Here is a 21,816-nt window from a genome sequence, read left to right as displayed (position 1 = left end):
ATCAGGCGGCCCGATCCAGGCCCTTGCCGGCCCTCGTGGACTGGCCCTTCCTGTCCGCCGGGGTCCGGTCCTTCATGACCGGCTTCTTGGTGACCGGCGCCTTCAGGGCTGGCTTCGCGTCCTTGGTTGCCGGGGCGTTCTTGGTTGCCGGGGCGTCCTTGGTTGCCGGGGCGTCCTTGGTTGCCGGGCCGGTGCCGGGGTCCTGCGCACCCACCCCGATCAGCCGATCCGGTGTGGTGCCGGTGTCGGCCACCGGTTCCGGTGTCGGCTCGGCGGGGGTGTCGGGAGTCTCCGGCTCCGTCTGGGTGGCCGGCCCGGTGCCCGTGGTGGGGGCCGTCGCGGTGTCCCGTTCGGTGACCAGCCGCAGCCTCGGTGCGGTGGTCCGCTCCGCATTGCCGGAAGGCGATTCACCCTGCTCATCCGGTTCCGATTCGGCGACCGGTACCCGCTCGGCTGCTTCGGGGGCCGGCTTGACCGCGCGCATCGGATCGGCGCCCACCGAGGCTGCTCGCATCAGATCGGCTTGCGTCGAATCCGCGGTGGGTGCCGGCGCCGGAGTGTGGTTCGTGACCACCGGTGCGCCGGACGTGATCCCGAAGTTCTCCAGGAAGGCCTCGACCCCCTCGCCGGTGGCCTCGATCAGCTTCAGCCCGACCTCGAACCAGTTGTTGAACGGGTTGAACGGCAACAGCGACAGGGTCCGGGGCACCCCGGGATCGCCGCTCCAGTCGTAACCGAGATCGACCAGCACCTTCACCACCGGCGCGAACAGGTCGACCAGCGGTTTGACGACCGGGGTGAGACCGACTGACGCGCCGAGGCTGAGCACCGCGTCGGCCAAAGGCAGCGATTTCGCCGGGATCATGATGTATTTGTTGCCGTTCGCATCGAGGCGGCAGTTCGAACCCGGCTCTCCGCAGTTCTCGCGGGCGTATTCCAGCAGCCCTTCCACCTCGTCGGGCTGATAGCCGTAGGGCAGCTCGCCGGCCTCCGGACGGTTGGGTCCGGCCAGGTACTGCCCGTGCACGGTGTCGAAGGCGACCAGCGCGTTGAGGATCGCGAACGGGTTGCCCCAGTACCGCGGGGCGTACACCACCGGGTCGTACTCGTAGCCGATGTTGGTGACCCGGATCCCGCTGTCGGTGATCATCGGCGGTCCGAGCGTGGCGTCGAGCAGCAGCTCGCCGACGAGGTTGAGCGGGCTGAGCCGCTGCCACAACCCACCGTCCGGATTGGCGATGTTGCCGATCATGACGACCTCGAGCCGCTCCTTCTGCTCGGGGGTCAGCTTCGCGAGGTTACGCAACTCGTTGGACACCACCGCCCCACCCTGCGAGTAGCCGGCGATCACGATCTCCGCGTCCGGTTCCTCCTGCCAGGTGTTGATGAGTTCGGCGTTCAGACCGGCGACGCCGTCGCCCACCGAGACGTTCCATTTCTCGCAGCGGTCGGGTTCGCACCATCCGGGGAAGATGAACAGCGGCCAGAACGACGCCGGATAATTGACCCCGACCAGATCGTCCCCGGTGCAGGCCTCGGACTCGTCGCAGAACGTGTCGCCCATGTAGTAGTCGACGAAGTTCTCCAGGTAGTTGGGCACCACGTTCGCGTCCGGGGTTCCGGTGCCGGGCACCACGATGGCCTTGGCCGCCAGCATGACGGCGGCGGTGACGGTGCCGCTGACCGCCACGGCCGCCACGCCCAGCAGCGCCACCACCGCGATGAGGATCGACCGTGCCGCCTGTCGCATGTGCCCACTTCCAGCGCCTGCGCACGGTTGCCCGTCCGCGCCGAGAAATTCGCTAGTGCGAGATGCTTGCACACGACACGGTCTCGGCGGACCGGTTTTGCAGACGTGTCCCTCACTTTCTGGTGACGCGGCGGTGTGAGCGCGGAGGTACGCGGAGGTACGCGGAGGTACGCGGAGGTACGCGGAGGTACGCGGAGGTACGCGGAAGAAAGAGAGAATGCCCACTTCGTGGCGAAGTGGGCATTCTCGTCAGGTCTGGATCAGGCGTCGACCATCAGGCGTCGACCGTGGTGAAGTTCCGGGTCACCGACGGATCGACCGGGATGCCGGGGCCCGTCGTCGTGGTCATCACGATCTTCTTGAGGTAGCGGCCCTTGGAGGCGGTCGGCTTGGCGCGCAGCACCTCTTCCAGCGCCGCGCCGTAGTTCTCCGCCAGCGCCTTCTCGTCGAACGACGCTTTGCCGATCACCAGGTGCAGGTTCGCGGCCTTGTCGACGCGGAAGTTGATCTTGCCGCCCTTGATGTCCTGCACGGCCTTGGCGATGTCGGTGGTGACGGTGCCGGTCTTCGGGTTGGGCATCAGACCACGCGGGCCCAGGATGCGGGCGATCCGGCCGACCTTCGCCATCTGGTCGGGGGTGGCGATGGCCGCGTCGAAGTCGAGCATGCCGCCCTGGATCTGCTCGATCAGGTCGTCGCTGCCGACAATGTCCGCGCCCGCGGCCTTCGCCTCCTCGGCCTTCTCACCGACGGCGAACACCGCGACCCGGGCGGTCTTACCGGTGCCGTGCGGCAGGTTCACGGTGCCGCGCACCATCTGATCGGCCTTGCGCGGGTCCACGCCGAGCCGGATGGCCACCTCGACGGTGGCGTCCTGCTTCTTCGACGAGGTCTCCTTGGCCAGCTTCGCGGCCTCCAGCGGGTGGTACAGCCGGTCCCGGTCCACCTTCGCGGCGGCTTCGCGGTAGGCCTTGCTCTTCTTGCTCATGTGTCCATCCAATCTGTCGTTGGAGTCGTGGTCGGCGGGCCGGAGCTGGCCCTCCCACGTGGTCGAGTGACTCGAGCTACTCGACCGTGTCTGTCGGGTCGATCCGCAAGCTACTCGACCGTGCCAGTCGGGTCGATCCGCAAGCTACTCGACCGTGATCCCCATGGAACGGGCGGTGCCGGCGATGATCTTCGCCGCGGCGTCGATGTCGTTGGCGTTCAGGTCCGCCTTCTTCGTCTCGGCGATCTCCCGCACCTGATCCCAGCTCACCTTGGCGACCTTGTTCTTGTGCGGCTCACCGGAGCCCTTCTGCACACCGGCGGCCTTCAGCAGCAGCTTGGCGGCCGGCGGCGTCTTGAGCGTGAAGGTGAAGCTGCGGTCCTCGTAGACGGTGATCTCCACCGGCACGACGTTCCCGCGCTGGCTTTCTGTCGCGGCGTTGTACGCCTTGCAGAACTCCATGATGTTGACGCCGTGCTGGCCGAGCGCCGGGCCGACCGGCGGTGCCGGGTTGGCCTGACCAGCCTCGATCTGCAGCTTGATCAGCCCGATGACTTTCTTCTTCGGGGCCATGGGTGTTGGTGTTCCTCTCTCGTTACCGGCGATTTCGGCGTGCTCAGTTCCGCTGAGCGACGATAGTCACGCCGAAACCGCTAAATCTTGGCGACCTGGTTGAAGGTCAGCTCCACCGGTGTTTCCCGCCCGAAGATCGACACCAGCACCTTGAGCTTCTGTTGTTCGGCGTTGACCTCGCTGATCGAGGCGGGCAGCGTCGCGAACGGCCCGTCCATGACGGTGACCGATTCGCCGACCTCGAAGTCGACCTCGACCGGTGTCTGTTCGACACCCTCGGTCTCCGCGGCGGCACCGGCGGTCGCGGCGGCCTTGGTCTTCTTGGCCGGGCTCTGCGGCAGCAGGAACTTCACCACGTCGTCGAGCGACAGCGGGGACGGCCGCGACGTCGCACCGACGAATCCGGTGACGCCGGGTGTGTTGCGGACCGCGCCCCAGGACTCGTCGTTGAGCTCCATGCGCACCAGGATGTAGCCGGGCAGCACCTTGCGCTGGACCAGCTTGCGCTGACCGTTCTTGATCTCGGTGACCTCTTCGGTGGGCACCTCGACCTGGAAGATGTAGTCGCCGACGTCGAGGTTCTGGACCCGGGTCTCCAGGTTGGCCTTCACCTTGTTCTCGTAGCCGGCGTAGGAGTGGATGACGTACCACTCACCGGGCAGTCTGCGCAGTTCCCGCTTGAGTGCCTCGGCGGGGTCCTCTTCTTCTTCCTCGCCGGCCTCGCCGGTCTCGGCGCTCACCGCGCCCTCCGCGCCGTCACCGTCGGTGGCGGCGGCTTCCGGGCTCGATTCTTCGGGGCTCGATTCTTCGGGCCTCGATGCTTCCGGGGTCAATTCTTCTGGGTTCAATTCTTCTGGGTTCGATTCGTCGGCCGGGGTCGGGTCGACGGTCTCATCGGCGGCCGAACGCTCGTCATCCAAGCGTTCATCGCCGTCGAAGCTAGTCACGTCTCTCGTCCTCTCTCACATGCCCGGTCAGTTACCGAACGCCCAAGAAATCACCCAGGCCAGACCCCAGTCCGCGCCGGCGATCAGCGCGACCATGAAGGCCAGGAACGCCAACACCACGGTGGTGTAGGTGCTCATCTGCTTGCGGTTCGGCCAGATCACCTTCCGAAGTTCGGCGACGACCTGTTGCAAGTAGGTGATGACGAAGCGGAACGGGTTGCGTGGCCGGTCCCCGCCCTTGGCGGTCTTGGCCTTGCCGTTCTTACCGCCGTCGTCGGTGGTCTCGGTGGCGCCCTGCGCGGTCTCGTCCTCGACCGCGGCCCGCCGGGCCCGCTTGCCGGTCGGCCGCAGCGGCCGCGCCGCCACCGCCGTCTGCCCGCGGTTGCTCGCCGTGGTGTCGTTGTCGGCGTCGCCGGTCGCGGGGTCGGCTGCGGAGCCGGTTGGGTCGCGCTCGTCGCTCACCGCATGCTCCCCTGTCTGGTCGTCCGTGTCTGGTCGTCTCTGACCGGGTGGTCACCTTCCAGTGTCCACGCTAGTCGAGTATTGAGTTGAGCAGGGGCGACAGGACTTGAACCTGCAACCTGCGGTTTTGGAGACCGCTGCTCTGCCAGTTGAGCTACGCCCCTTCAAGGATGGCGACCGGGTGGCACCACCCGTTCCCGGGGATTACACAATTCGCGCGCTCCCCGACCGGTCATGACCCGGTGGACAGCGCGCTGGAATGGGAAAACCCCGAGGTCTGAGTGTAGCGCGCCACCCGTCCCAGTGACTAATCCGTGTCGTGAACGACCGGTTTGCGCACCACCTGACCGGTTTCCGGATCCCAGCCGGCCGAGATGGAGTTGTCGCCTTCGTGCCCCATCATCGTGGTGAACGCCTCGAGCACCACCTCGTCGTTCTGGTCGGTGCACACGTTGCGGGTGGTGACGATGTCGGCGCCGAACCGCTCGTCGACGGACTCGATGTACATCGTGCCGTGCAGCTCGTCACCGGGTTTGAGCGGCCGGTAGTACTTGAACTTCTGGTCGACCTGCACGATCTGCATGGTCTCGAAGCCGACGTCGACGTTCTGGAAGAAGTGCCGCTGGATCATCACCGCGAAGATCGCGGTGAAGGTGAGCGGGGCGATGATGTTGTCGTGGCCCAGTTCCGCGGCCGCGGCTTCGTCATGTGTCGCGGGGTCGAACGCCTTGACCGCCGCGGCGTACTGCCGGATCTGTTCACGCCCGACCACGAACTTGTCCGGGTAGGGCCAGACCATGCCACGGATGTCGGTTTTCAGCGCCATGGTGCTAAGCCAGCTTCGCGGTCGCGATGGCCCGGCCGAAGATCTTCTTCCCGCCGGCGGTGGCCGTCAGTGCGATGGTCACGCTCTTGGTTTCGGGGTCGACGGATTTCACCCGGCCGCCGAACACGATCTCGGCGCCCTTACCGTCGTTGGGCACCGGCACGACCGCGGTGAACCGCACGTTGTACTCGGTGACCGCGGCCGGGTCGCCCACCCATTCGGTGATGTAGCCGCCGCCCATCCCCATGGTCAGCATGCCGTGGGCGATCGCGGTGTCCAGCCCGACCTGTTTGGCGATCTCGTCGTCCCAGTGGATCGGGTTGAGGTCGCCGGACACTCCTGCGTAGTTCACCAGGTCTGCGCGGGTCAGCGGGATGACCTTCTCGGGGAGCTTGTCCCCCACCTTCACGGAATCGAACTTACGCAGAGCCATCGGCAAAACCCTCTCCAGTCTCATCGGAACGCCCAGCCAGGGTCGTGTATGCCTCTTGGACGACCTCGCCGGCCTCGTTCGTGACGATGTTCTTGGTCACGATGATGTCGGTGCCGAACGACTGCCGGACCGAATGCACGCTGACCTCACAGTAGAGCTTGTCGCCGGCGCGGATCGGTTTGAGGAACCTGAACTCCTGGTCGACCTGCACGATCTTGGCGTCGGTGATGCCGATGTTGGCGTGGTCGAAGAACGCGCGCTGGGCGTAGTAACCGAACACCGAGATGAAGGTCAGCGGTGCCGGCAGCGCGTCGTGGCCGAGCTCCTTGGCGGCGTTCTCATCGAAGAACACCTCGTCGTCGTTCTTGACGGCTACGGCGTATTCGCGGATCTTCTCCCGCCCAACGATGTAGTGGTCCGGATACGTGAAACGCTTTCCGACGATGTCCTGAGACAGTGCCACGGCTGAGAGAACCTAATCTTCGCGGACCGTGCAGCGGCCCTGACGGTGCGGCCTAGCGGGTTTCCTTGTGGGGCCGATGGGTGCCGCAGTTCGGGCAGAACTTCTTGATCTCCAGCCGGTCGGGATCGTTGCGCCGGTTCTTCCTGGTGATGTAGTTGCGGTGCTTGCACACCTCGCAGGCCAAAGTGATCTTCGGCCGCACATCAGTACTGGACGCCACGTCTGCCTCTTTCGCACATGTCGGACTTGCCTAGTAGCGGTGGGGGGACTCGATCCCCCGACCTCACGATTATGAGTCGTGCGCTCTAACCAGCTGAGCTACACCGCCCCGATGGAAACGGGCGCGGCGACACCCGTCCACCGAGCCCCCTAACGGAATCGAACCGTTGACCTTTTCCTTACCATGGAAACGCTCTGCCGACTGAGCTAAGGGGGCAGCGACCCGGAGCATCGGACCATACCGGTGCGGTGGGCCTTAAAGAGGGTACAACCTCCCCCGCTGACGCGCCAAACAGCAGGTCAAGGGCGGTGTTTTGGCCGTTCTGCGGTGCTGTGGCCCGATTCTGCCGGGCGCTTCGGCCGGGTATCGCGCGGTGGACATGCCGGGCGAATGCAGCCCGCCGACGGCGTTCCCCGGGTAGACAAGTAGCAGGATCGGATCAGTTGCTACTGGCGGGAGACAAGCCGTGACGGAGCCCGGTGCACCGCGCGTGGCGGTCTACCTCGACTTCGACAACATCGTGATCTCGCGGTACGACCAGCTGCATGGCCGCAACGCGTTCCAGAAGGACCGGGCCGCCGGGTTCGACCAGTACCCGGACCGGTTGGCCGCGGCGACGGTCGACATCGGCGCGATCATCGACTACGCCTCATCCTTCGGGACGCTGGTGCTGACCAGGGCGTATGCCGACTGGTCGACCGAGGTCAACGCCGCGTACCGGGGTCAGCTGGTGAGCCGCGCGGTCGATCTGGTGCAGCTGTTCCCGACGGCGGCGTACGGCAAGAACGGCGCCGACATCCGGTTGGCGGTGGACGCCGTGGAGGACATGTTCCGGCTGCCGGACCTGACCCATGTGGTGATCGTGGCCGGCGACTCGGACTACATCCCGCTGGCGCAGCGCTGCCGGCGGCTGGGTCGCTATGTGGTGGGCATCGGGGTGGCCGGGTCGATCAGCCGGTCGCTGACGGCGGCCTGCGACGAGTACGTCACCTATGACGCCCTGCCCGGGGTGCCGGTCGAGTCCACGCCGGCGCCGAAGCGACGTCCCCGGCGTAAGGCCGTCGCATCCGATGCGGATGGCGACGACGATGCGCACGATCCGCAGGAGGCCGCGACGAATCTGCTGCTGCGGGCGCTGCGGATCGGCCTGGAACGCGACGACGTCGAGTGGCTGCACAACTCGGCGGTCAAGGCGCAGATGAAACGGATGGATCCGTCGTTCAGCGAGAAGTCGCTGGGCTACCGGTCGTTCAGCGACTTTCTGCGGTCCCGCGGCGATCTGGTCGAACTGGACGAGAGCAGCACCACCCGACTGGTCCGGCTGCGCACCGACGACTGACCTGCCGGCGCCCCGCGCGTCCGATCCCGCGCGTCCGATCCCGCGCGTCCGATCCCGCGCGAACGTGCATTCCGTGCGGAATTCCGCGCCCCGGAGCGCACGGAATGCACGTTCGCCGGCAACGGTCTCGGAGAGTACGGCCGGGCGATCAGACCAGCCAGTCGTTGGGCGCGAACAGCTCGCAGTGCACCCGTTCGGCGGGCACCCCACGGGCCATCAGCTGATCCCGCACGGCCTGCACGAACCCGGTGCCGCCACACAGATAGATCGCGGCTCCGGCCGGCAACTCGACGGCGTCCAGGTCCAGCAGCCCGGGACGCACGCCGGGCCGCCCGGCGGTCAGACCGTCCTCGTACCAGATGTCGAGGGTGGCGTCGGGCAGCGCGGCCACCAGTTCGCGTTGCCGCTCGCGCAGCGGATGGCTCCGATCGCCGCGGTCGGCGTGCAGCACCCGCACCGGGGTGGCGCGAGCCTCGGCGGCCAGGTACTCCAGGATGCCGATCATCGGGGTGATGCCGATGCCCGCCGAGATCAGCACCAGCGGCTCCCCGGCGACCGGGGTGGGCAGATCGCCGAACGGGGCGGTGATGTCGAGGATGTCGCCGACGCAGACGTTGGCCGCGATCCAGGTGGACACCTCACCGGCCGGTTGATCGGGCGTGGCCGCCACCGGGCGGACCGCGAAGGTCAGCTCATCGGCGCCGGGCGGGTTGACCAGGCTGTACTGGCGCAGCTGGCGGGCACCGTCGGGCAGGGTCACCCCGACGGAGATGTACTGGCCGGGACGGAATTCGGCAAACCGCTCGCCCAGCGGGCGGACGGTGAGCAGCACCGCCCCGGACGGGTCGTCGACGCGGGCGGTCACCCGCGCGCGGCGGTAGACGTCCCCGGCGGGCACCCCGGCCTCGGCGTAGAGCGACCGTTCGAGGTCGATGAGGACGTCGGCCATGATCCAGTACACCCGGTCCCAGGCGGCGGCGACCTCGGCGGTGACGGTGTCGGCACCCAGGACCGCCACGATCGCGGCGAACAGGTGCTCGTGCACGATCGGGTACTGGTCGGCGGTCACCCCGAGCGAGGCGTGCTTGTGCGCGATGCGGGACAGCAGTTCCGCCGGGTGCGGCAGCTCCGGGTCCACCAGGTGGGTGGCGAACGTCGCGATCGAGGCGGCCAGCGCGCGCTGCTGGGCGCCCTGCGCCTGATTGCCCCGGTTGAACAGGTTGCGCAGCAGTTCGGGGTGGGCGCCGAACATCCGCCGGTAGAACTCGGCGGTGATCTCGTCGATGTGGGCGCCGACCAACGGCAGTGTGGCCGCGACGATCTCGGCGTGCTGCGGTTCCAGTTCGGCGTGGGCGACGGCGGTCGGCCGTGGACCCGGGGTGGTGACGGTCATGGCGATGTCCTTTCGACGGTGTGCAGGTGCAGTTCCGGGATCAGCGGTAACGACGGGCCGGCCACCAGGTCGGCGACGGTGTAGCGGTCCAGTTCGCGGTAGAACGCCTCCTTGGCGTCGGCCAGCGCCCGGCGCAGCCGGCACGCCGGGACCAGCGGGCACGGGCTCTCACCGCCGCATTCGATGACTTCCTTGTCGCCCTCCAGCCGGCGGATGAGCCAGCCGACCGACGCGTGCCGGCCGGCGTCGGTGAGCTCGAGGCCCCCGACCCGGCCGCGCCGGGCGTGCACCATGCCGAGGTCGACGAGCCGGGAGACCGCCTTGGCGACGTGGTTTTCCGATGCGTTCGCGCCGATGGCGATGGTGCGGGTGGTGACCCGCTGCTCGTCGGCTTCGCCCGAGGCGAGCAGCATCATGGTCCGCAGCCCCAGGTCGGTGAACCGGGTGAGTTGCATACGACAGAACGTAGTAATTGCGCATTCCGGGCGCGACTTTTCTCGGTGTGCCGTTAAACACCCCGCTACGTGCGGTTTTTCCACCAGCCGTTATGCGCTGAGCGCGACCTCGTAGGCTGGCTGTGTGTCGGATTCAGATCGTCTCTACTTCCGTCAACTGCTGTCCGGGCGGGATTTCGCCGCGGGCGACATGATGGCGCAGCAGATGCGCAACTTCGCCTACCTGATCGGCGACCGCGAGACCGGGGAGTGCGTCGTCGTCGACCCGGCCTACGCCGCCAACGATCTGGTCGACGCGGCGGAGGCCGACGGGATGCGGTTGACCGGCGTGCTGGTCAGCCACCACCACCCCGACCATGTCGGCGGTTCGATGATGGGTTTCACCCTCAAGGGCGTCGCCGAACTGCTGGAGCGCGCCGAGGTGCCGGTGCACGTCAACACCCATGAGGCGGATTGGGTGTCACGGGTCACCGGGATCCCGCTCAGCGATCTGACCGCCCATGACCACGGCGACAAGGTCACGGTCGGCGCCGTCGAGATCGAGTTGCTGCACACGCCTGGGCACACACCGGGCAGCCAGTGCTTCCTGCTGGACGGCCGACTGGTGGCAGGTGACACGCTGTTCCTCGAGGGCTGCGGGCGCACCGACTTCCCGGGCGGCAACGTCGACGACATGTTCCACAGCCTGCAGGCGCTGGCCAAGCTGCCCGGCGATCCCACGGTGTATCCCGGCCACTGGTACGCCGCGGAGCCCAGCGCCAGCCTCTCGGAGGTCCGCCGCACCAACTACGTGTACCGGGCCAGCAATTTGGAGCAGTGGCGCATGCTGATGGGGGCCTGAGTCGGAACCACACCGGAAGCACCCATCAAGATCAGCCCTATACAGGCTGTTTAGCGAATCCACCCACTTCGAGTAGTGCGATACCCAAGACGCGAGAGGGTGAATCTGGCAAACTGATCTTCGCCGTCGTCGGATGGTCGGGGGTCGTCGTGAAGAACATCGTCTTGTGTTTTGACAGCGGGTGGGGTGGGCCCGGTTCGCGGGCCACGAACGTGCTCGAGCTACGGCGTCTGCTCGACGACACCGACAGTCAGCTCGTGTGGTGGCATCCGATCGGTGCGGCGTGGTTGCGGATGCGGCGCCGACGCGCCATCTCCGATGCGCAGACCGCCGTGGTCGGCGGGTACCGGGTGATCGCCGACTCGTGGCAGCGCGGCGACCGGATCTTCCTGTTCGGGGCCGGTTACGGCGGCTACTGCGCCCGCGCCCTGAGCAGACTGCTGGACACCGTCGGTGTGCTGCCGGACCGCTGCCACCACCTGCTCGACTACGCGTTGGCCACCTACGCGCTGCCGCGGCAGGGTCGCACGCCGCAGGAATGGCGCCAGGTCACCGAGCTGACCGAGATCCTGGCCGGCCGCAGCGCGTTGTCGGTGCCGGTGCACTTCCTGGGGTTGTGGGACTCGGTGCGGATTCCCGGGCTGCCCCGCTCGGCGGCGGGCCTGCCCGCCAATGTCCGTATCGCCCGGCACGCCGTGGCGATCGACGGCTCCGCTTTCGGGGAGATCGTCGGCGACGGCCCGACCGATCGGACTGCCGGCAGCGACCACATCGGCGACCACATCGAGGAGGTGTGGTTCCGCGGGGTGCACGCCGATGTGGCCGGCGGGCCGGGCGGGTGCCGGCCGTTGGCGAACATCGCGTTGCACTGGGTGCTCGACGGGGCGGTGCGCGCCGGGTTGGAGGTGTCGCCGATCCGCCGGCCGGCACCGGTGCTGGGCGAGTCCGACGCGGTGGCCGGGCACACCCCCACCGGGGGGCTGCGCAGGCTGCCCCCGGCTCCGCACATCCACGACAGCGTGCGGGTGTATCTGCGCCGGCACCCCGGGTACTGGCGGCGGCTGCCGGCGACGTTCTGCTGGGCCGATCCGGACTGGGCGGCCCGCGGTGAGCGGTTGCTGCCCACACCCCGCCGGGTGCGGGTGCCGGCCGCGGATCGGGCGCTCGCCCACTCGGCGGTCTGACGTCCACCGGCGACCCGTACCATCCGTCGCAGACCGGTTTCGGATGAGGGAGCGGGATGAGCAGCACGGTGGAGTACCAACTGACCGACTCGGTGGCGACGATCACCATGGACGACGGCAAGGTGAACGTGCTGTCACCGGCGATGCAGGGCAACCTCAACGAGGCGCTGGACCGGGCCGAGCAGGACGGCGCGAAAGCGGTGGTGCTGGCCGGGAATTCGCGGGTGTTCAGCGGAGGTTTCGACCTGAGCGTGTTCTCCTCCGGTGACGTCGACGCGGCACTGGGCATGCTCAGGGGCGGTTTCGAACTTGCGGTGCGTGCCCTGACGTTCCCGGTGCCGGTGATCATGGCCGCCACCGGTCCGGCGATCGCGATGGGGTCGTTCCTGCTGTTGTGCGGAGACCACCGGGTCGGTTCGGAGCGGACCCGCTGCCAGGCCAACGAGGTGGCGATCGGGATGATCCTGCCGGTGGCGGCGCTGGAGATCATGCGGATGCGGTTGACGCCGGCCGCGTATCAGCATGCGGTGTCCCTGGCGACGACGTTCACCGGCGACGCGGCCATCCGGGCGGGCTGGCTCGATGAGGTCGTCGACACCGACCGGGTGCTGCCCCGCGCCCGGGAGTTCGCCGCCGAGGTCGCCACCACGGTGCACGCGCACGCCCACCTGGCCAGCAAGCTCAAGGCCCGCGATGCCGCGCTGAAGGCCATCCGCGCCGGAATCGACGGGATCGCCACGGAATTCACCGGCGGCTGAGATGCGCGCGGTGCGGGGCCGGATCTGGCGGTCCGGTGAACCGCAGGACGGCTTCGAGTTCTCGGCGCTGTCCGACTACCTCGCCGAGCCGGACACCCTGGTGTGGGTCGACATCTACGACCCGGACCACGAGGCGTTCGCCGAACTCGCCGATGAGATCAGCCTGAATCTGTGGGCGGTGGAGGACGCCGTCGCCGCGGCGGAACGCACCAAGGCCACGGTGTATCCCACGCACACCTTCTTCACGGTGTACGCGGTGACCGCCGGTGAGCCCGACCGGACCGGGAAACGGTTGACCACCCACCGTATTTCGGCGTTCGTGTTACCCCGGGCACTGATCACGGTGCGGCTGCCACCGGCGCTGGACATGTCGGCGGTGTCGCAGCGGTTCGATGACCTGGGCGGTCAGCGGCACGGGGTCGGCGCGCTGCTGCACGCCCTGCTCGACGTGGTGGTGGACGGACACTTCGCGGCCATCCAGGTGCTCGACGACGCGGTCGAGGAGCTGGAGGACGATCTGTTCTCCGCGTCCCGGCCGGGTAAAGACCTGCCGCAGCGCACCTTTCAGCTGCGCAAAGATCTGGTGCTGCTGCGCCGGGTGGTGTTGCCGATGCGCGAGGTGGTCAGCGCGATCCAGCGGCACCGGGTCGAGCGGGCGGCCGAATCGGCGCTGGACCCGCACTACACCGATCTCTACGACCACGTGCTGCGGGCGGCCGAGTGGACCGACTCGCTGCGCGACATGGTCACCACGGTGTTCGAGACCAATCTGGCGCTGCAGGACGCCTGGCTGAACTCGGTGATGAAGAAGCTCACCGGCTGGGCGGCGATCATCGCGATTCCGACCGCGGTGACCGGTTTCTACGGGCAGAACGTGCTGTTCCCGGGCATCGACACGGTCGGCGGTTTCGTCACCAGCACGGTGATCATCGTGTTGCTGGTGGCGGTGCTGTACGTGATGTTCCGCCGGCGCAACTGGCTGTGAGCCCGGTGGCGGCGCGCGGCGGTCAGAAGCTCAGAAGATGCCCGCCGGGACGGGCGGTGCGGCCGCCAGGACTCGCGGATCGACCCGCAGGTTCAGCGCGTCGAGTGATCCCGGTTCGGCGGTGGGCAGCGCGTCGACGACGGCGAGGAACCGCTGCCGTTCCGCGGCGTCGGTGACGTCGGCCGCGAGAGTCTCGAATTTCGCGAGGTACTGCTCCCGGCCGAACGGGCGGGCCCCCAGCGGATGGGCGTCGGCGACGGCGAGCTCGTCGACGATCACGTCGCCGTTCTTGAGGGTGACGACGGCTCTTGCGCCGAAAGCCTTTTCGGCCGGATCGGTCGAGTGGTAGCGCCGCGTCCACTCCGGGTCCTCGACGGTGGAGATCTTGCGCCACAGTTCGACGGTGTCCGGGCGGCGCGCCCGCTCCGGGGCGTAGGAGTGTTCGTGGTGCCAGGTGCCGTCCTGCAGTGCGACGGCGAAGATGTACATCACCGAATGGTCCAGGGTCTCCCGCGACGCGTCGGGATCGAATTTCTGCGGGTCGTTGCTGCCGGTGCCGATCACCACGTGGGTGTGGTGGCTGGTGTGCAGCACGATGGACTCGACCTCGCCGAGATCGCCGATCCGCTGGCGCATCCGGCGGGCCAGGTCGATCACCGCCTGGCTCTGGTACTCCGCGGAGTGTTCCTTGGTGTAGCTGTCCAGAATGGCGCGTTTCGGTTCGCCGGGTTCGGGCAGTGGCACCCGATAGGTGCGCTCCGGTCCGGACAGCAACCAGGCGATGACCCCGTCCTCCCCTTCCCAGATCGGCGCCGGCGAGCCCTCACCGCGCATGGCCCGGTCGACGGCCTCGACGGCGATCTTGCCGGCGTGGGCCGGGGCGAATGCCTTCCAGCTCGAGATCAGACCCTTGCGGGACTGCCGGGTGGCGGTGGTCAGATGCAGTGCCTGCCCGATCGCGTCGTAGATGGTGTCGGGATCGAGCCGCAGCAGGGTACCGAGCCCGGCGGCGGCTGCCGGGCCGAGGTGGGCGACATGGTCGATCTTGTGTTCGTGCAGGCAGATTCCCCGTACCAGGGCGATGTGGATCTCGTAGGCGGTGGCGATGCCGCGGATCAGGTCCGCGCCGCCGAGCCCGAGTTGCTGGGCGACCGCGACCAGCGCCGGGATGTTGTCGGCCGGATGGGAGTAGTCGGCGGCCAGGAACGTGTCGTGGAAGTCCAGTTCGCGCACCGCCACCCCGTTGGCCCAGGCCGCCCACTCCGCCGAGTAGCCGCCGTCCACCCCGAAGACGGCCGCACCCGGCCGGCGCGGATGTGCCAGCGCCTGGGTGCGGGCCACGGTGACGGGTCGGCGCAGCACCGCGGCGGCCGATACCGCGGCGTTGTCGATGATCCGGTTGAGCACCATCGCCTCGGTGTCCGCGGGCACCGGGACCGGGTCCGCCGCCACCCGGGCGATCTTGTGGGCGAGGTGTTCGGTGCGGGGAAAGTCGTCGGCGCTGCGCCGGGTCCGGACGTGATGGATGCGCATGATCGGCACCGTACGCAGCACGGTGTGGAATCCCAAGTGGACGCCGAATTCGCTGCCGGCGCGGCCGCGTACCCGAACGCCCGGCCGGCCGGGAGGTCAGGCGACCCGCCGCCGGGTGTCGCCGTGGTGCTCGTCCTGCCACATCCGCTCGATGCGCAGGACCCGCCGGTGCTCCAGGGCGATCAGCCCGCCACCGGCGGTGGTCAGCGCACCGGCGACGAGCGCGATCGGCAGCACCAGGTCCATGTTTCCGTACGCCGCCGCCGCCACGATCGCGGCCAGGCCGATCACCCCCAGGGCGATCAGGATCAGGCCCGGGAACCACAGGGTGTCGATCAGCGATTCCCCGGCTCGCGGCAGGGTGGTGCGGGAATGATCTATCGGATCTCGATGCGCGCCCTTCATCGCATCTGCCCTCCTCATCGGGGATGTCTTCAGGGTACGCACGTCGAGCCCGAAAGACCAGGTCAGCGCCGATTCAGACGATCTGTTCGAGGTCGTCGAGCACCCGGCCGAGCTCGTCGACCAGCCAGGTGCGGTTGCGCCGGGCGTAGACCTCGTGCAGCGCCCGGTAGTACCAGAGGTGCAGCTGCGGATCGTGCACGCTGAACCGCTGCCACAGCGCGTCGCCGTGCCGGCGCAGATCACGCAGCGTGGAGCGGGCGTTGTCGAGTTTGTCGGCCAGTGACACCAGAACGGTGTCGTCCGAGACGGTTTCGAGCCGGCGCAGATAGTTCTGTTTGCGCTCCCGCCACGGCGGCTTGGGGGTTTCGAAGGTGTCGCTGCATTCGTCGACGATGTCGGCGACCTCGTCGCCGAACCGGGCGCGGATCTCGTTCAGCGTCGGGATCCCGCCCTGGTCCTCGGCCGCATCGTGCAGAAGGGCGGCGATCGCCTGGGTTTCGCTGCCGCCGGCCTCGATCACCAGTCCGGCCGTCGACAGCAGGTGACCGAGATACGGGATGCCGCCACCTTTGCGGAGCTGACCGCGGTGCAGGTCGGCCGCGTACAGCAGGGCCTGATCGAACTTCACGGTCAGGCGGGTGGTCCTCGGTGCGGTCACTGGCGGTCTCCTCCCCCATCCCCTGTCGCCCATCCACTGTCGCAGAGCAGGGTCGGTACCGCGACGATTCGAATCCAGATACATTCATGTGCTATGCATATTTGGTGGCTTCATCCAGGTACGACGATCTCGATGAGCTGCTGACCCGGATCCTGATCACCCGGCAGCGGCCGGACTGGCGACGCCGACTGCTCGACAGCGCCGGCCCGGTGACCTCCATGTCGTCCCTGCGGGCGCTGCGCGCCGTCGAACTCCGCGAGCGCGCCGGCCAGGCGGCGTCGATCGGCGACGTCGCCGAATTCCTGGCGGTCGACCACTCCACCGCCAGCCGCACCGTGTCCGCGATCGTCGTCGCCGGGTTGCTGACCAAACAACCCGCCGCCGACGATCAGCGCCGGACGGTGCTCACCCTCACCGATGTCGGCCGCAAGACGCTGGCGCAGGTCACCGAGCGGCGCCGGGAGATGGTGACCGAGGTGGTCGCCGACTGGCCGGACTCCGACGTCGACACCCTGGTCTCGCTGCTGCAGCGGCTGGCCACCGATCTCGAACGCGGGGTGAGCCAGTGAGCACGAGCCCCGCCACCACCACCACCGCGGCAACCGATCCGGCCCCGCCCCGCGGCGCCCTCGGGTTGATGTTCGACCCGGTGTTCGGCGGGCTGTTCTGGGGCAAGATCCTGTCGGTCGTCGCGGTGTGGACGCACGGCATCGTCGCGGCGATCACCATGTTCAACGCGACGGGCTCGGCCGTGATGGTCGGCCTGGTGGGGGTCGCGCAATTCGGGCCGCAGCTCATCCTCACCCCGATCAGCGGCAAGTGGGCCGACGTCGGCAATCAGGCCCGGCAGATCCTGCTCGGCCGGCTCCTGTGCACCGCCGGGTCCGGGCTGATCGCGGCGTGGCTGTTCCTCAGCCCGCACATGCAGGGCGTCGCCGTAGCGGTGCCGATCCTGATCGGCACGACGCTGGTCGGCTTCGGGTTCGTGGTCGGCGGTCCGGCGATGCAGTCGATCGTGCCGAGCCTGATCCGCCCCGGCGAGCTGTCCACCGCGATGGCGCTCAACAGCCTTCCGATGACCGTCGGCCGCATCGCCGGCCCGGCGGTCGGCGCCTACATCGCCGCGAGTTTCGGCGCCCCCACCGCATTCGCGGTGAGCTGCGTGTTGCATCTGCTGTTCGCGCTGATCCTGGTTGCTCTACCGTTCCCGGCCCAGACGCCCCAGCCTGCCGGCACCGATTACCGGGTCCGCACGGCGTTGCGCCACGTCTGGCGGGACCGACCGCTGCTGCTGGCACTGCTGGCGGTGACCACGGTCGGGTTCGCCTCCGACCCGTCCATCACGCTGGCGCCGTCGCTGGCCGACAACCTCGGCGGCGGCAGCGAGTTGGTGGGCGCGTTGTCCGCGGCGTTCGGGATCGGCGCGGCCGCCGGAATGGCCACCCTGGCGTTGCTGCGGGGCCGGCTGGCCTCCGCGCGGGTGTCGGTGATCGGGTTGTGGCTGCTGGGAGCCGGCAGCCTGGTCCTGGCGCTGAGCACCGTCACGGCGGTCGCGTTGGCCGGCTTCGTGGTGGCCGGGGTGGGCTTCGGCTGGGCGATGACGGGGCTGAGCACCGTGGTGCAGGAACGCGCCCCCGACGAACTGCGCGGCCGCATCATGGCGTTGTGGCTGGTCGGCTTCCTGGGCTCGCGGCCGATCGCGGCGGCCGTGTTGGGCGGCACCGCCGACACGATCTCGGTGGCGGCGGCGTTCGCGCTGGCCGCACTGTCGGTGGCGGTGATCGCGGTGTTGTGCCGGCCGGCGACGCTGGGCCGCCCGGCCCCGTTCGAACCGGTGCCCGTCGGCGGCGGTAGCACCGGCGCCGACCGGGCCAGGAGCAACATGGTCGTCACCAACCCCGCCGAGCTGTGATTGAGGTCACTTTCGTGTTCGGATAACAGGTTTCGGGTCGAGTTAATTCGGAAAGAGCGGTATGAGTGGACCCGAGAGCACGTGCACCGGAAAGTGCGCAGGAGGAGATCGCCGTGGATGTCTCGACGGCAGAAGTTGACCGCCAGGCACTGATCAAGCGGCTGAAGTCGTTGGTCACCGTGCCGATGACGGGCGACGAGACCGCCGCCGTGCGTTCGGTCAAAGCGCAGTACAAGGAGAAGACGAACGTCGACCTGCGCGACGAGGTCGCCCTCGAATGGGTGCGGGAAGCCCGCGCCGCCAACAACTGACCCGGTTTCCCCGGGTCTGTCGGGGTCACGGCCTATCGTGACTCCCGATGGCACTTCATCTGCACCGGGCCGAACGCACTGATCAGCTCGCCGACGGCCTGGCCGCTCTGCTGTCGGAACCGCTCGATGATCCGTTCGTCGAAGAACTCGTCATCGTGCCGGCCAAGGGTGTGGAGCGCTGGCTCAGCCAGCGGCTCTCCCACCTCCTCGGCCGCGGTGCCGACGGCAATTCCGACGGGGTGTGCGCCGGGGTGGCGTTCCGCAATCCGCACTCGCTGATCGCCGGGTTGACGGGCCCGCTCACCGGCGCCGCCGACGACGATCCGTGGGCGCCCGAGGCGATGGTGTGGCCGCTGCTCGAGGTCATCGATGCCAGCTGCACCGAGGACTGGTGCAGCACGCTGGCCACCCACCTCGGGCATTTCGAGACCGGCGCCGAACGTGAGCTGCGGCAGGGCCGCCGCTACGCGGTGGCCCGCCGGCTGGCCGGACTGTTCGCCTCCTACGCCCGGCAACGCCCCCAGCTGCTCATCGACTGGCTGGCCGGTGAGGTCGGCGACCTCGATTCCGATCTGCGCTGGCAGCCGCCGCTGTGGCGGGCGCTGGTGGATCGTGTCGACGCCGACCCACCACATGTGCGGCACGCCGAAGTGCTTGCCCGGCTGCGCGAGTCGCCCGTCGAGGAGCTGCCGCCGCGGTTGTCGCTGTTCGGTCACACCCGGCTGCCGAGCACCGAGATCGAACTGCTCGAAGCCCTGGCCACCCACCATGAGTTGCACCTGTGGCTGCCGCACCCCAGCAACGAGCTGTGGACCCGCCTCGCCGGGCACACCGGGCCGGTGCCGCGCCGCGCCGACCTGACCCACCGTGAGGTGGGTCATCCGCTGCTGGCGACGCTGGGCCGCGATCTGCGGGAACTGCAGCGCAGCCTGCCCGCGGAGCGGGCCACCGACGAATTCCTCGGCGCCCCGGGCCCGGAGACCGACGCCGGCCGGCCGGACACGCTGTTGGGCTGGCTGCAGTCCGACATCGCCGCGAACGCGGTCCGCCCGGCGGGCCGGGTGCTGCGCCCGGACGACGACAGCGTGCAGGTGCACAGTTGTCACGGCGCGGCCCGGCAGATCGACGTGCTGCGGGAGGTGCTGCTCGGGCTGCTCGCCGAGGACGAGACGCTCGAGCCGCGCGACATCGTGGTGATGTGCCCGGACATCGAGACCTACGCGCCGCTGATCATGGCCGACTTCGGGCTCGGCGACGTGGTGCACGGCGCGCACCCGGCGCACCGGCTGCGGGTGCGGTTGGCCGACCGGGCGCTGGTGCAGACCAACCCGCTGCTGGGGGTGGCCGCGCAGCTGCTGCAGTTGGCCGGCGGCCGGGCCACCGCCGGCGAGGTGCTCAACCTCGCACAGGCCGCGCCGGTGCGGGCGCGGTTCGGGTTCACCGACGACGACCTCGAGGACATCACCCGCTGGGTTCGGCAGGCCAACATCCGGTGGGGCTTCGACACCGAGCACCGCCGGCCGTTCGGCGTCGAGTTCATCCAGAACACCTGGCGATTCGGGGTGGACCGGGTGCTGGCCGGGGTGGCGATGTCCGACGACGCGCACTCCTGGGTCGGCACCACCCTGCCGCTCGACGATGTCAGCAGCAACCGGGTGGAGCTGGCCGGTCGGCTCGCCGAGTACGTCGAGCGGCTGCACCGCACGGTGGGCGCCCTGACCGGAACGCAGCCGCTGCACGCCTGGCTCACCGCGCTCACCGAGGGGGTGGACCTGCTCACCCGCGTCGATGACGAGGACGCGTGGCAGGTCAGCCAACTGCACCGGGAGTTCGGCGACATCCTGGCCAAGGCGGGCCCGCGCGCCGACATGCCGTTGCGGCTGCCGGACATCACCGCGCTGCTGGAGCGGCAGCTGGCCGGCCGGCCCACCCGGGCGAATTTCCGCACCGGCACCCTGACCGTGTGCACGATGGTGCCGATGCGGTCGGTTCCGCACCGGGTGGTGTGCCTGGTCGGCCTCGACGACGGGGTGTTCCCGCGGGTCGGTGTGGTCGACGGCGACGACGTGCTGGCCCGCGATCCGATGACCGGGGAGCGCGACGTCCGGTCCGAGGACCGGCAGCTGCTGCTCGACGCGATCTGCGCGGCCACCGAGAAGCTGGTGATCACCTACACCGGCGCGAACGAGTACTCGGGGCAGGTCCGTCCGCCGGCGGTGCCGCTGGCCGAACTGCTCGACACCCTCGACCGCACCACCGAGGAACCGGTGCGCGACCGGTTGGTGGTACAACATCCGTTGCAGCCGTTCGATGTCCGCAATGTCGAGCCCGGCGGCCTGATCCCCGGAGTGCCGTTCACCTTCGACTCCACGGTGCTCAACGCGGCCCGCATCCGCGCCGAGGACCGCGCCGCCCGGCCGCCGTTCGTCTCCGGGCCGCTGGCCCCGCCCCCGCCCGAGGACGTGCTGCTCGCCGACCTGCTGGCGTTCTTCAGGGATCCGGTCAAGGGGTTCTTCCGGGCGCTGGACTACACGCTGCCCTGGGAGGTCGACGGTGTCGACGACGCGATGCCGGTCGACCTCGACGCGCTGGCGGAGTGGACGGTCGGCGACCGGATGCTCGACGATCTGCTGCGCGGGATGCGGCCCGAGGACGCCCGCGACGCCGAATGGCGCCGCGGCACCCTACCGCCCGGCCGGCTCGGTTGGCGCAAGGCCGGTGAGATCCTCGACCAGGCAGTGGAATTGGCGCGGACGGCGCACCAGTACCGGGACGAGCCGCCGCGGGCCTGTGACGTCGACATCGACCTGGGCGGTGGTCGTCGGCTCACCGGCACGGTGGCGCCGGTGTTCGGGCAGCGGTTGGTGTCGGTGACGTACTCGAAGCTCGACGGCCGGCACCTGCTGCAGCCGTGGATCTCGTTGCTGGCGTTGTACGCCCACGATCCGCACACCGCGTGGTCGGCGGTGTGCGTGGGGCGGCGCAAACGCGGCACCACTCCGCGGGAGGAGCTGGTGGGCCGGCCCGACGGGTCCCCGGTGGAGCTGCTGCGGGATCTGGTGGCGATCTACGACGCCGGCCGGCGCGAACCGCTGCCGCTGCCGGTCAAGACCAGCTTCGCCTGGGCCGAGGCCCGTCATTCCGGTGGCGACCCGGAACGCGCGGCGCTGTACAGGTGGCGGTCGAACAACTATCCCGGCGAGGATCAGGAACCGGCGCACGTGCGGGCATGGGGACGCAACGGCCGGCCGGCCTGGCTGCAGGACCTCATGCAGCCGCTGCGGCCGGGTGAGGAATCCGCCGGCGAAACCCACCGGCTCGGAGCGTATTCCATGCGGCTGTGGGGGCCGCTGTTGCGGGCGATGGACGGGCCGCGCTGA

Annotated in this window: 23 protein-coding genes and 3 tRNA genes; 9 read left to right on the top strand and 17 right to left on the bottom strand. The window is 68.9% G+C overall.

Annotated elements, in window-relative coordinates; translation table 11 throughout:
* Position 1 precedes the first annotated feature (1 nt).
* The 12 genes from CKW28_RS04245 to CKW28_RS04190 form a co-directional block, all read right to left on the bottom strand.
* Positions 2 to 1,750, bottom strand: coding sequence for a PE-PPE domain-containing protein (locus tag CKW28_RS04245; protein WP_003925995.1), 1,749 nt, complete (start codon positions 1,748 to 1,750; stop codon positions 2 to 4).
* A gap of 274 nt (positions 1,751 to 2,024) precedes the next feature.
* Positions 2,025 to 2,738 (bottom strand): 50S ribosomal protein L1, encoded by a 714-nt coding sequence (gene rplA / locus CKW28_RS04240; RefSeq protein ID WP_003925994.1) that lies wholly within the window; start codon positions 2,736 to 2,738, stop codon positions 2,025 to 2,027.
* Between the two features lie 144 nt (positions 2,739 to 2,882).
* Positions 2,883 to 3,311 (bottom strand): 50S ribosomal protein L11, encoded by a 429-nt coding sequence (gene rplK, locus CKW28_RS04235; RefSeq protein WP_003925993.1) that lies wholly within the window; start codon positions 3,309 to 3,311, stop codon positions 2,883 to 2,885.
* A gap of 80 nt (positions 3,312 to 3,391) precedes the next feature.
* Entirely contained in the window at positions 3,392 to 4,258 is an 867-nt protein-coding gene (gene nusG / locus CKW28_RS04230; RefSeq protein ID WP_040547072.1) for a transcription termination/antitermination protein NusG, read from the bottom strand.
* A gap of 27 nt (positions 4,259 to 4,285) precedes the next feature.
* A complete protein-coding gene (gene secE / locus CKW28_RS04225; RefSeq protein WP_003925991.1) occupies positions 4,286 to 4,720 on the bottom strand; it encodes a preprotein translocase subunit SecE in 435 nt (144 codons plus the stop codon).
* Between the two features lie 91 nt (positions 4,721 to 4,811).
* Positions 4,812 to 4,884, bottom strand: a tRNA-Trp gene (locus CKW28_RS04220).
* Positions 4,885 to 5,027: 143 nt separating this feature from the next.
* Positions 5,028 to 5,546 (bottom strand): (3R)-hydroxyacyl-ACP dehydratase subunit HadC, encoded by a 519-nt coding sequence (gene hadC / locus CKW28_RS04215; RefSeq protein ID WP_003925990.1) that lies wholly within the window; start codon positions 5,544 to 5,546, stop codon positions 5,028 to 5,030.
* Between the two features lie 4 nt (positions 5,547 to 5,550).
* A complete protein-coding gene (gene hadB / locus CKW28_RS04210) occupies positions 5,551 to 5,979 on the bottom strand; it encodes a (3R)-hydroxyacyl-ACP dehydratase subunit HadB (RefSeq protein WP_003925989.1) in 429 nt (142 codons plus the stop codon).
* Positions 5,966 to 6,442 carry a (3R)-hydroxyacyl-ACP dehydratase subunit HadA gene (gene hadA / locus CKW28_RS04205; protein ID WP_003925988.1) on the bottom strand — a complete coding sequence of 159 codons (477 nt, stop codon included), beginning with the start codon at positions 6,440 to 6,442 and terminating at the stop codon, positions 5,966 to 5,968. The genes hadB and hadA overlap by 14 nt, the downstream gene beginning before the upstream one ends.
* A gap of 52 nt (positions 6,443 to 6,494) precedes the next feature.
* Positions 6,495 to 6,662: a 50S ribosomal protein L33 gene (gene rpmG, locus CKW28_RS04200; RefSeq protein WP_003925987.1), complete on the bottom strand. Its 168-nt coding sequence runs from the start codon at positions 6,660 to 6,662 to the stop codon at positions 6,495 to 6,497.
* 34 nt (positions 6,663 to 6,696) lie between these two features.
* Positions 6,697 to 6,770 (bottom strand) — tRNA-Met (locus tag CKW28_RS04195).
* Positions 6,771 to 6,805: 35 nt separating this feature from the next.
* Positions 6,806 to 6,878: transfer RNA gene (locus tag CKW28_RS04190), tRNA-Thr, on the bottom strand.
* A gap of 250 nt (positions 6,879 to 7,128) precedes the next feature.
* On the opposite strand from CKW28_RS04190, the gene CKW28_RS04185 reads away from it, so the two are divergent.
* Positions 7,129 to 8,001 (top strand): NYN domain-containing protein, encoded by an 873-nt coding sequence (locus CKW28_RS04185; protein WP_003925986.1) that lies wholly within the window; start codon positions 7,129 to 7,131, stop codon positions 7,999 to 8,001.
* Positions 8,002 to 8,149: 148 nt separating this feature from the next.
* Here the strand turns inward: CKW28_RS04185 and CKW28_RS04180 are convergent, their stop codons facing one another.
* Both CKW28_RS04180 and CKW28_RS04175 read right to left on the bottom strand, forming a co-directional pair.
* On the bottom strand, positions 8,150 to 9,394 hold the full coding sequence (locus CKW28_RS04180) for a globin domain-containing protein (RefSeq protein WP_003925985.1): 1,245 nt from the start codon (positions 9,392 to 9,394) through the stop codon (positions 8,150 to 8,152).
* Positions 9,391 to 9,849: an RrF2 family transcriptional regulator gene (locus CKW28_RS04175; RefSeq protein WP_003925984.1), complete on the bottom strand. Its 459-nt coding sequence runs from the start codon at positions 9,847 to 9,849 to the stop codon at positions 9,391 to 9,393. Before CKW28_RS04175 ends, CKW28_RS04180 begins: the two co-directional genes overlap by 4 nt.
* 124 nt (positions 9,850 to 9,973) lie before the next feature.
* Between CKW28_RS04175 and CKW28_RS04170 the strand changes: the two genes are divergently transcribed.
* The 4 genes from CKW28_RS04170 to CKW28_RS04155 all read left to right on the top strand — a co-directional run bounded on the left by CKW28_RS04170 (position 9,974) and on the right by CKW28_RS04155 (position 13,617).
* Entirely contained in the window at positions 9,974 to 10,690 is a 717-nt protein-coding gene (locus tag CKW28_RS04170) for an MBL fold metallo-hydrolase (RefSeq protein WP_003925983.1), read from the top strand.
* A 149-nt stretch (positions 10,691 to 10,839) separates the two neighbouring features.
* Positions 10,840 to 11,874, top strand: coding sequence for a phospholipase effector Tle1 domain-containing protein (locus tag CKW28_RS04165; protein ID WP_003925982.1), 1,035 nt, complete (start codon positions 10,840 to 10,842; stop codon positions 11,872 to 11,874).
* Between the two features lie 56 nt (positions 11,875 to 11,930).
* Positions 11,931 to 12,632, top strand: a complete 702-nt coding sequence (locus CKW28_RS04160) for a crotonase/enoyl-CoA hydratase family protein (RefSeq protein ID WP_003925981.1) — start codon at positions 11,931 to 11,933, stop codon at positions 12,630 to 12,632.
* 1 nt (position 12,633) lies between these two features.
* The gene (locus CKW28_RS04155; protein WP_003925980.1) at positions 12,634 to 13,617 is read left to right on the top strand and encodes a magnesium transporter CorA family protein; all 984 of its coding nucleotides are present in this window, start codon (positions 12,634 to 12,636) and stop codon (positions 13,615 to 13,617) included.
* 30 nt (positions 13,618 to 13,647) lie between these two features.
* Here the strand turns inward: CKW28_RS04155 and prpD are convergent, their stop codons facing one another.
* From prpD to CKW28_RS04140, 3 genes are all read right to left on the bottom strand, one after another.
* Complete coding sequence (gene prpD / locus CKW28_RS04150) at positions 13,648 to 15,150, bottom strand: 2-methylcitrate dehydratase PrpD (protein WP_003925979.1); 1,503 nt, start codon at positions 15,148 to 15,150, stop codon at positions 13,648 to 13,650.
* Positions 15,151 to 15,246: 96 nt separating this feature from the next.
* Positions 15,247 to 15,573 carry a protein UsfY gene (gene usfY / locus CKW28_RS04145; protein ID WP_234785010.1) on the bottom strand — a complete coding sequence of 109 codons (327 nt, stop codon included), beginning with the start codon at positions 15,571 to 15,573 and terminating at the stop codon, positions 15,247 to 15,249.
* A 55-nt stretch (positions 15,574 to 15,628) separates the two neighbouring features.
* A complete protein-coding gene (locus CKW28_RS04140) occupies positions 15,629 to 16,246 on the bottom strand; it encodes an HD domain-containing protein (RefSeq protein WP_050811977.1) in 618 nt (205 codons plus the stop codon).
* A gap of 53 nt (positions 16,247 to 16,299) precedes the next feature.
* On the opposite strand from CKW28_RS04140, the gene CKW28_RS04135 reads away from it, so the two are divergent.
* From CKW28_RS04135 to recC, 4 genes are all read left to right on the top strand, one after another.
* Positions 16,300 to 16,782: a MarR family winged helix-turn-helix transcriptional regulator gene (locus CKW28_RS04135; RefSeq protein WP_003925976.1), complete on the top strand. Its 483-nt coding sequence runs from the start codon at positions 16,300 to 16,302 to the stop codon at positions 16,780 to 16,782.
* A gap of 68 nt (positions 16,783 to 16,850) precedes the next feature.
* Entirely contained in the window at positions 16,851 to 18,125 is a 1,275-nt protein-coding gene (locus tag CKW28_RS04130) for an MFS transporter (protein WP_081475561.1), read from the top strand.
* 113 nt (positions 18,126 to 18,238) lie between these two features.
* Entirely contained in the window at positions 18,239 to 18,436 is a 198-nt protein-coding gene (locus CKW28_RS04125; RefSeq protein ID WP_003925974.1) for a hypothetical protein, read from the top strand.
* A gap of 47 nt (positions 18,437 to 18,483) precedes the next feature.
* Entirely contained in the window at positions 18,484 to 21,816 is a 3,333-nt protein-coding gene (gene recC / locus CKW28_RS04120; RefSeq protein WP_003925973.1) for an exodeoxyribonuclease V subunit gamma, read from the top strand.

The sequence above is a fragment of the Mycolicibacterium thermoresistibile genome (assembly GCF_900187065.1).
GTDB classification, from domain to species: Bacteria; Actinomycetota; Actinomycetes; order Mycobacteriales; family Mycobacteriaceae; genus Mycobacterium; species Mycobacterium thermoresistibile.
This window is presented reverse-complemented; position numbering and strand designations above follow the sequence as displayed.

Coding starts and splice junctions, on each gene's coding strand:
- CKW28_RS04245 (WP_003925995.1), bottom strand. CDS start 1,750: ATGCGACAGGCGGCACGGTCGATCCTCATCGCGGTGGTGGCGCTGCTG.
- rplA (WP_003925994.1), bottom strand. CDS start 2,738: ATGAGCAAGAAGAGCAAGGCCTACCGCGAAGCCGCCGCGAAGGTGGAC.
- rplK (WP_003925993.1), bottom strand. CDS start 3,311: ATGGCCCCGAAGAAGAAAGTCATCGGGCTGATCAAGCTGCAGATCGAG.
- hadC (WP_003925990.1), bottom strand. CDS start 5,546: ATGGCGCTGAAAACCGACATCCGTGGCATGGTCTGGCCCTACCCGGAC.
- hadB (WP_003925989.1), bottom strand. CDS start 5,979: ATGGCTCTGCGTAAGTTCGATTCCGTGAAGGTGGGGGACAAGCTCCCC.
- CKW28_RS04180 (WP_003925985.1), bottom strand. CDS start 9,394: ATGACCGTCACCACCCCGGGTCCACGGCCGACCGCCGTCGCCCACGCC.
- CKW28_RS04175 (WP_003925984.1), bottom strand. CDS start 9,849: ATGCAACTCACCCGGTTCACCGACCTGGGGCTGCGGACCATGATGCTG.
- CKW28_RS04160 (WP_003925981.1), top strand. CDS start 11,931: ATGAGCAGCACGGTGGAGTACCAACTGACCGACTCGGTGGCGACGATC.
- CKW28_RS04155 (WP_003925980.1), top strand. CDS start 12,634: ATGCGCGCGGTGCGGGGCCGGATCTGGCGGTCCGGTGAACCGCAGGAC.
- prpD (WP_003925979.1), bottom strand. CDS start 15,150: ATGCGCATCCATCACGTCCGGACCCGGCGCAGCGCCGACGACTTTCCC.
- usfY (WP_234785010.1), bottom strand. CDS start 15,573: ATGAGGAGGGCAGATGCGATGAAGGGCGCGCATCGAGATCCGATAGAT.
- CKW28_RS04140 (WP_050811977.1), bottom strand. CDS start 16,246: ATGGGCGACAGGGGATGGGGGAGGAGACCGCCAGTGACCGCACCGAGG.
- CKW28_RS04135 (WP_003925976.1), top strand. CDS start 16,300: ATGTGCTATGCATATTTGGTGGCTTCATCCAGGTACGACGATCTCGAT.
- CKW28_RS04130 (WP_081475561.1), top strand. CDS start 16,851: ATGTTCGACCCGGTGTTCGGCGGGCTGTTCTGGGGCAAGATCCTGTCG.
- recC (WP_003925973.1), top strand. CDS start 18,484: ATGGCACTTCATCTGCACCGGGCCGAACGCACTGATCAGCTCGCCGAC.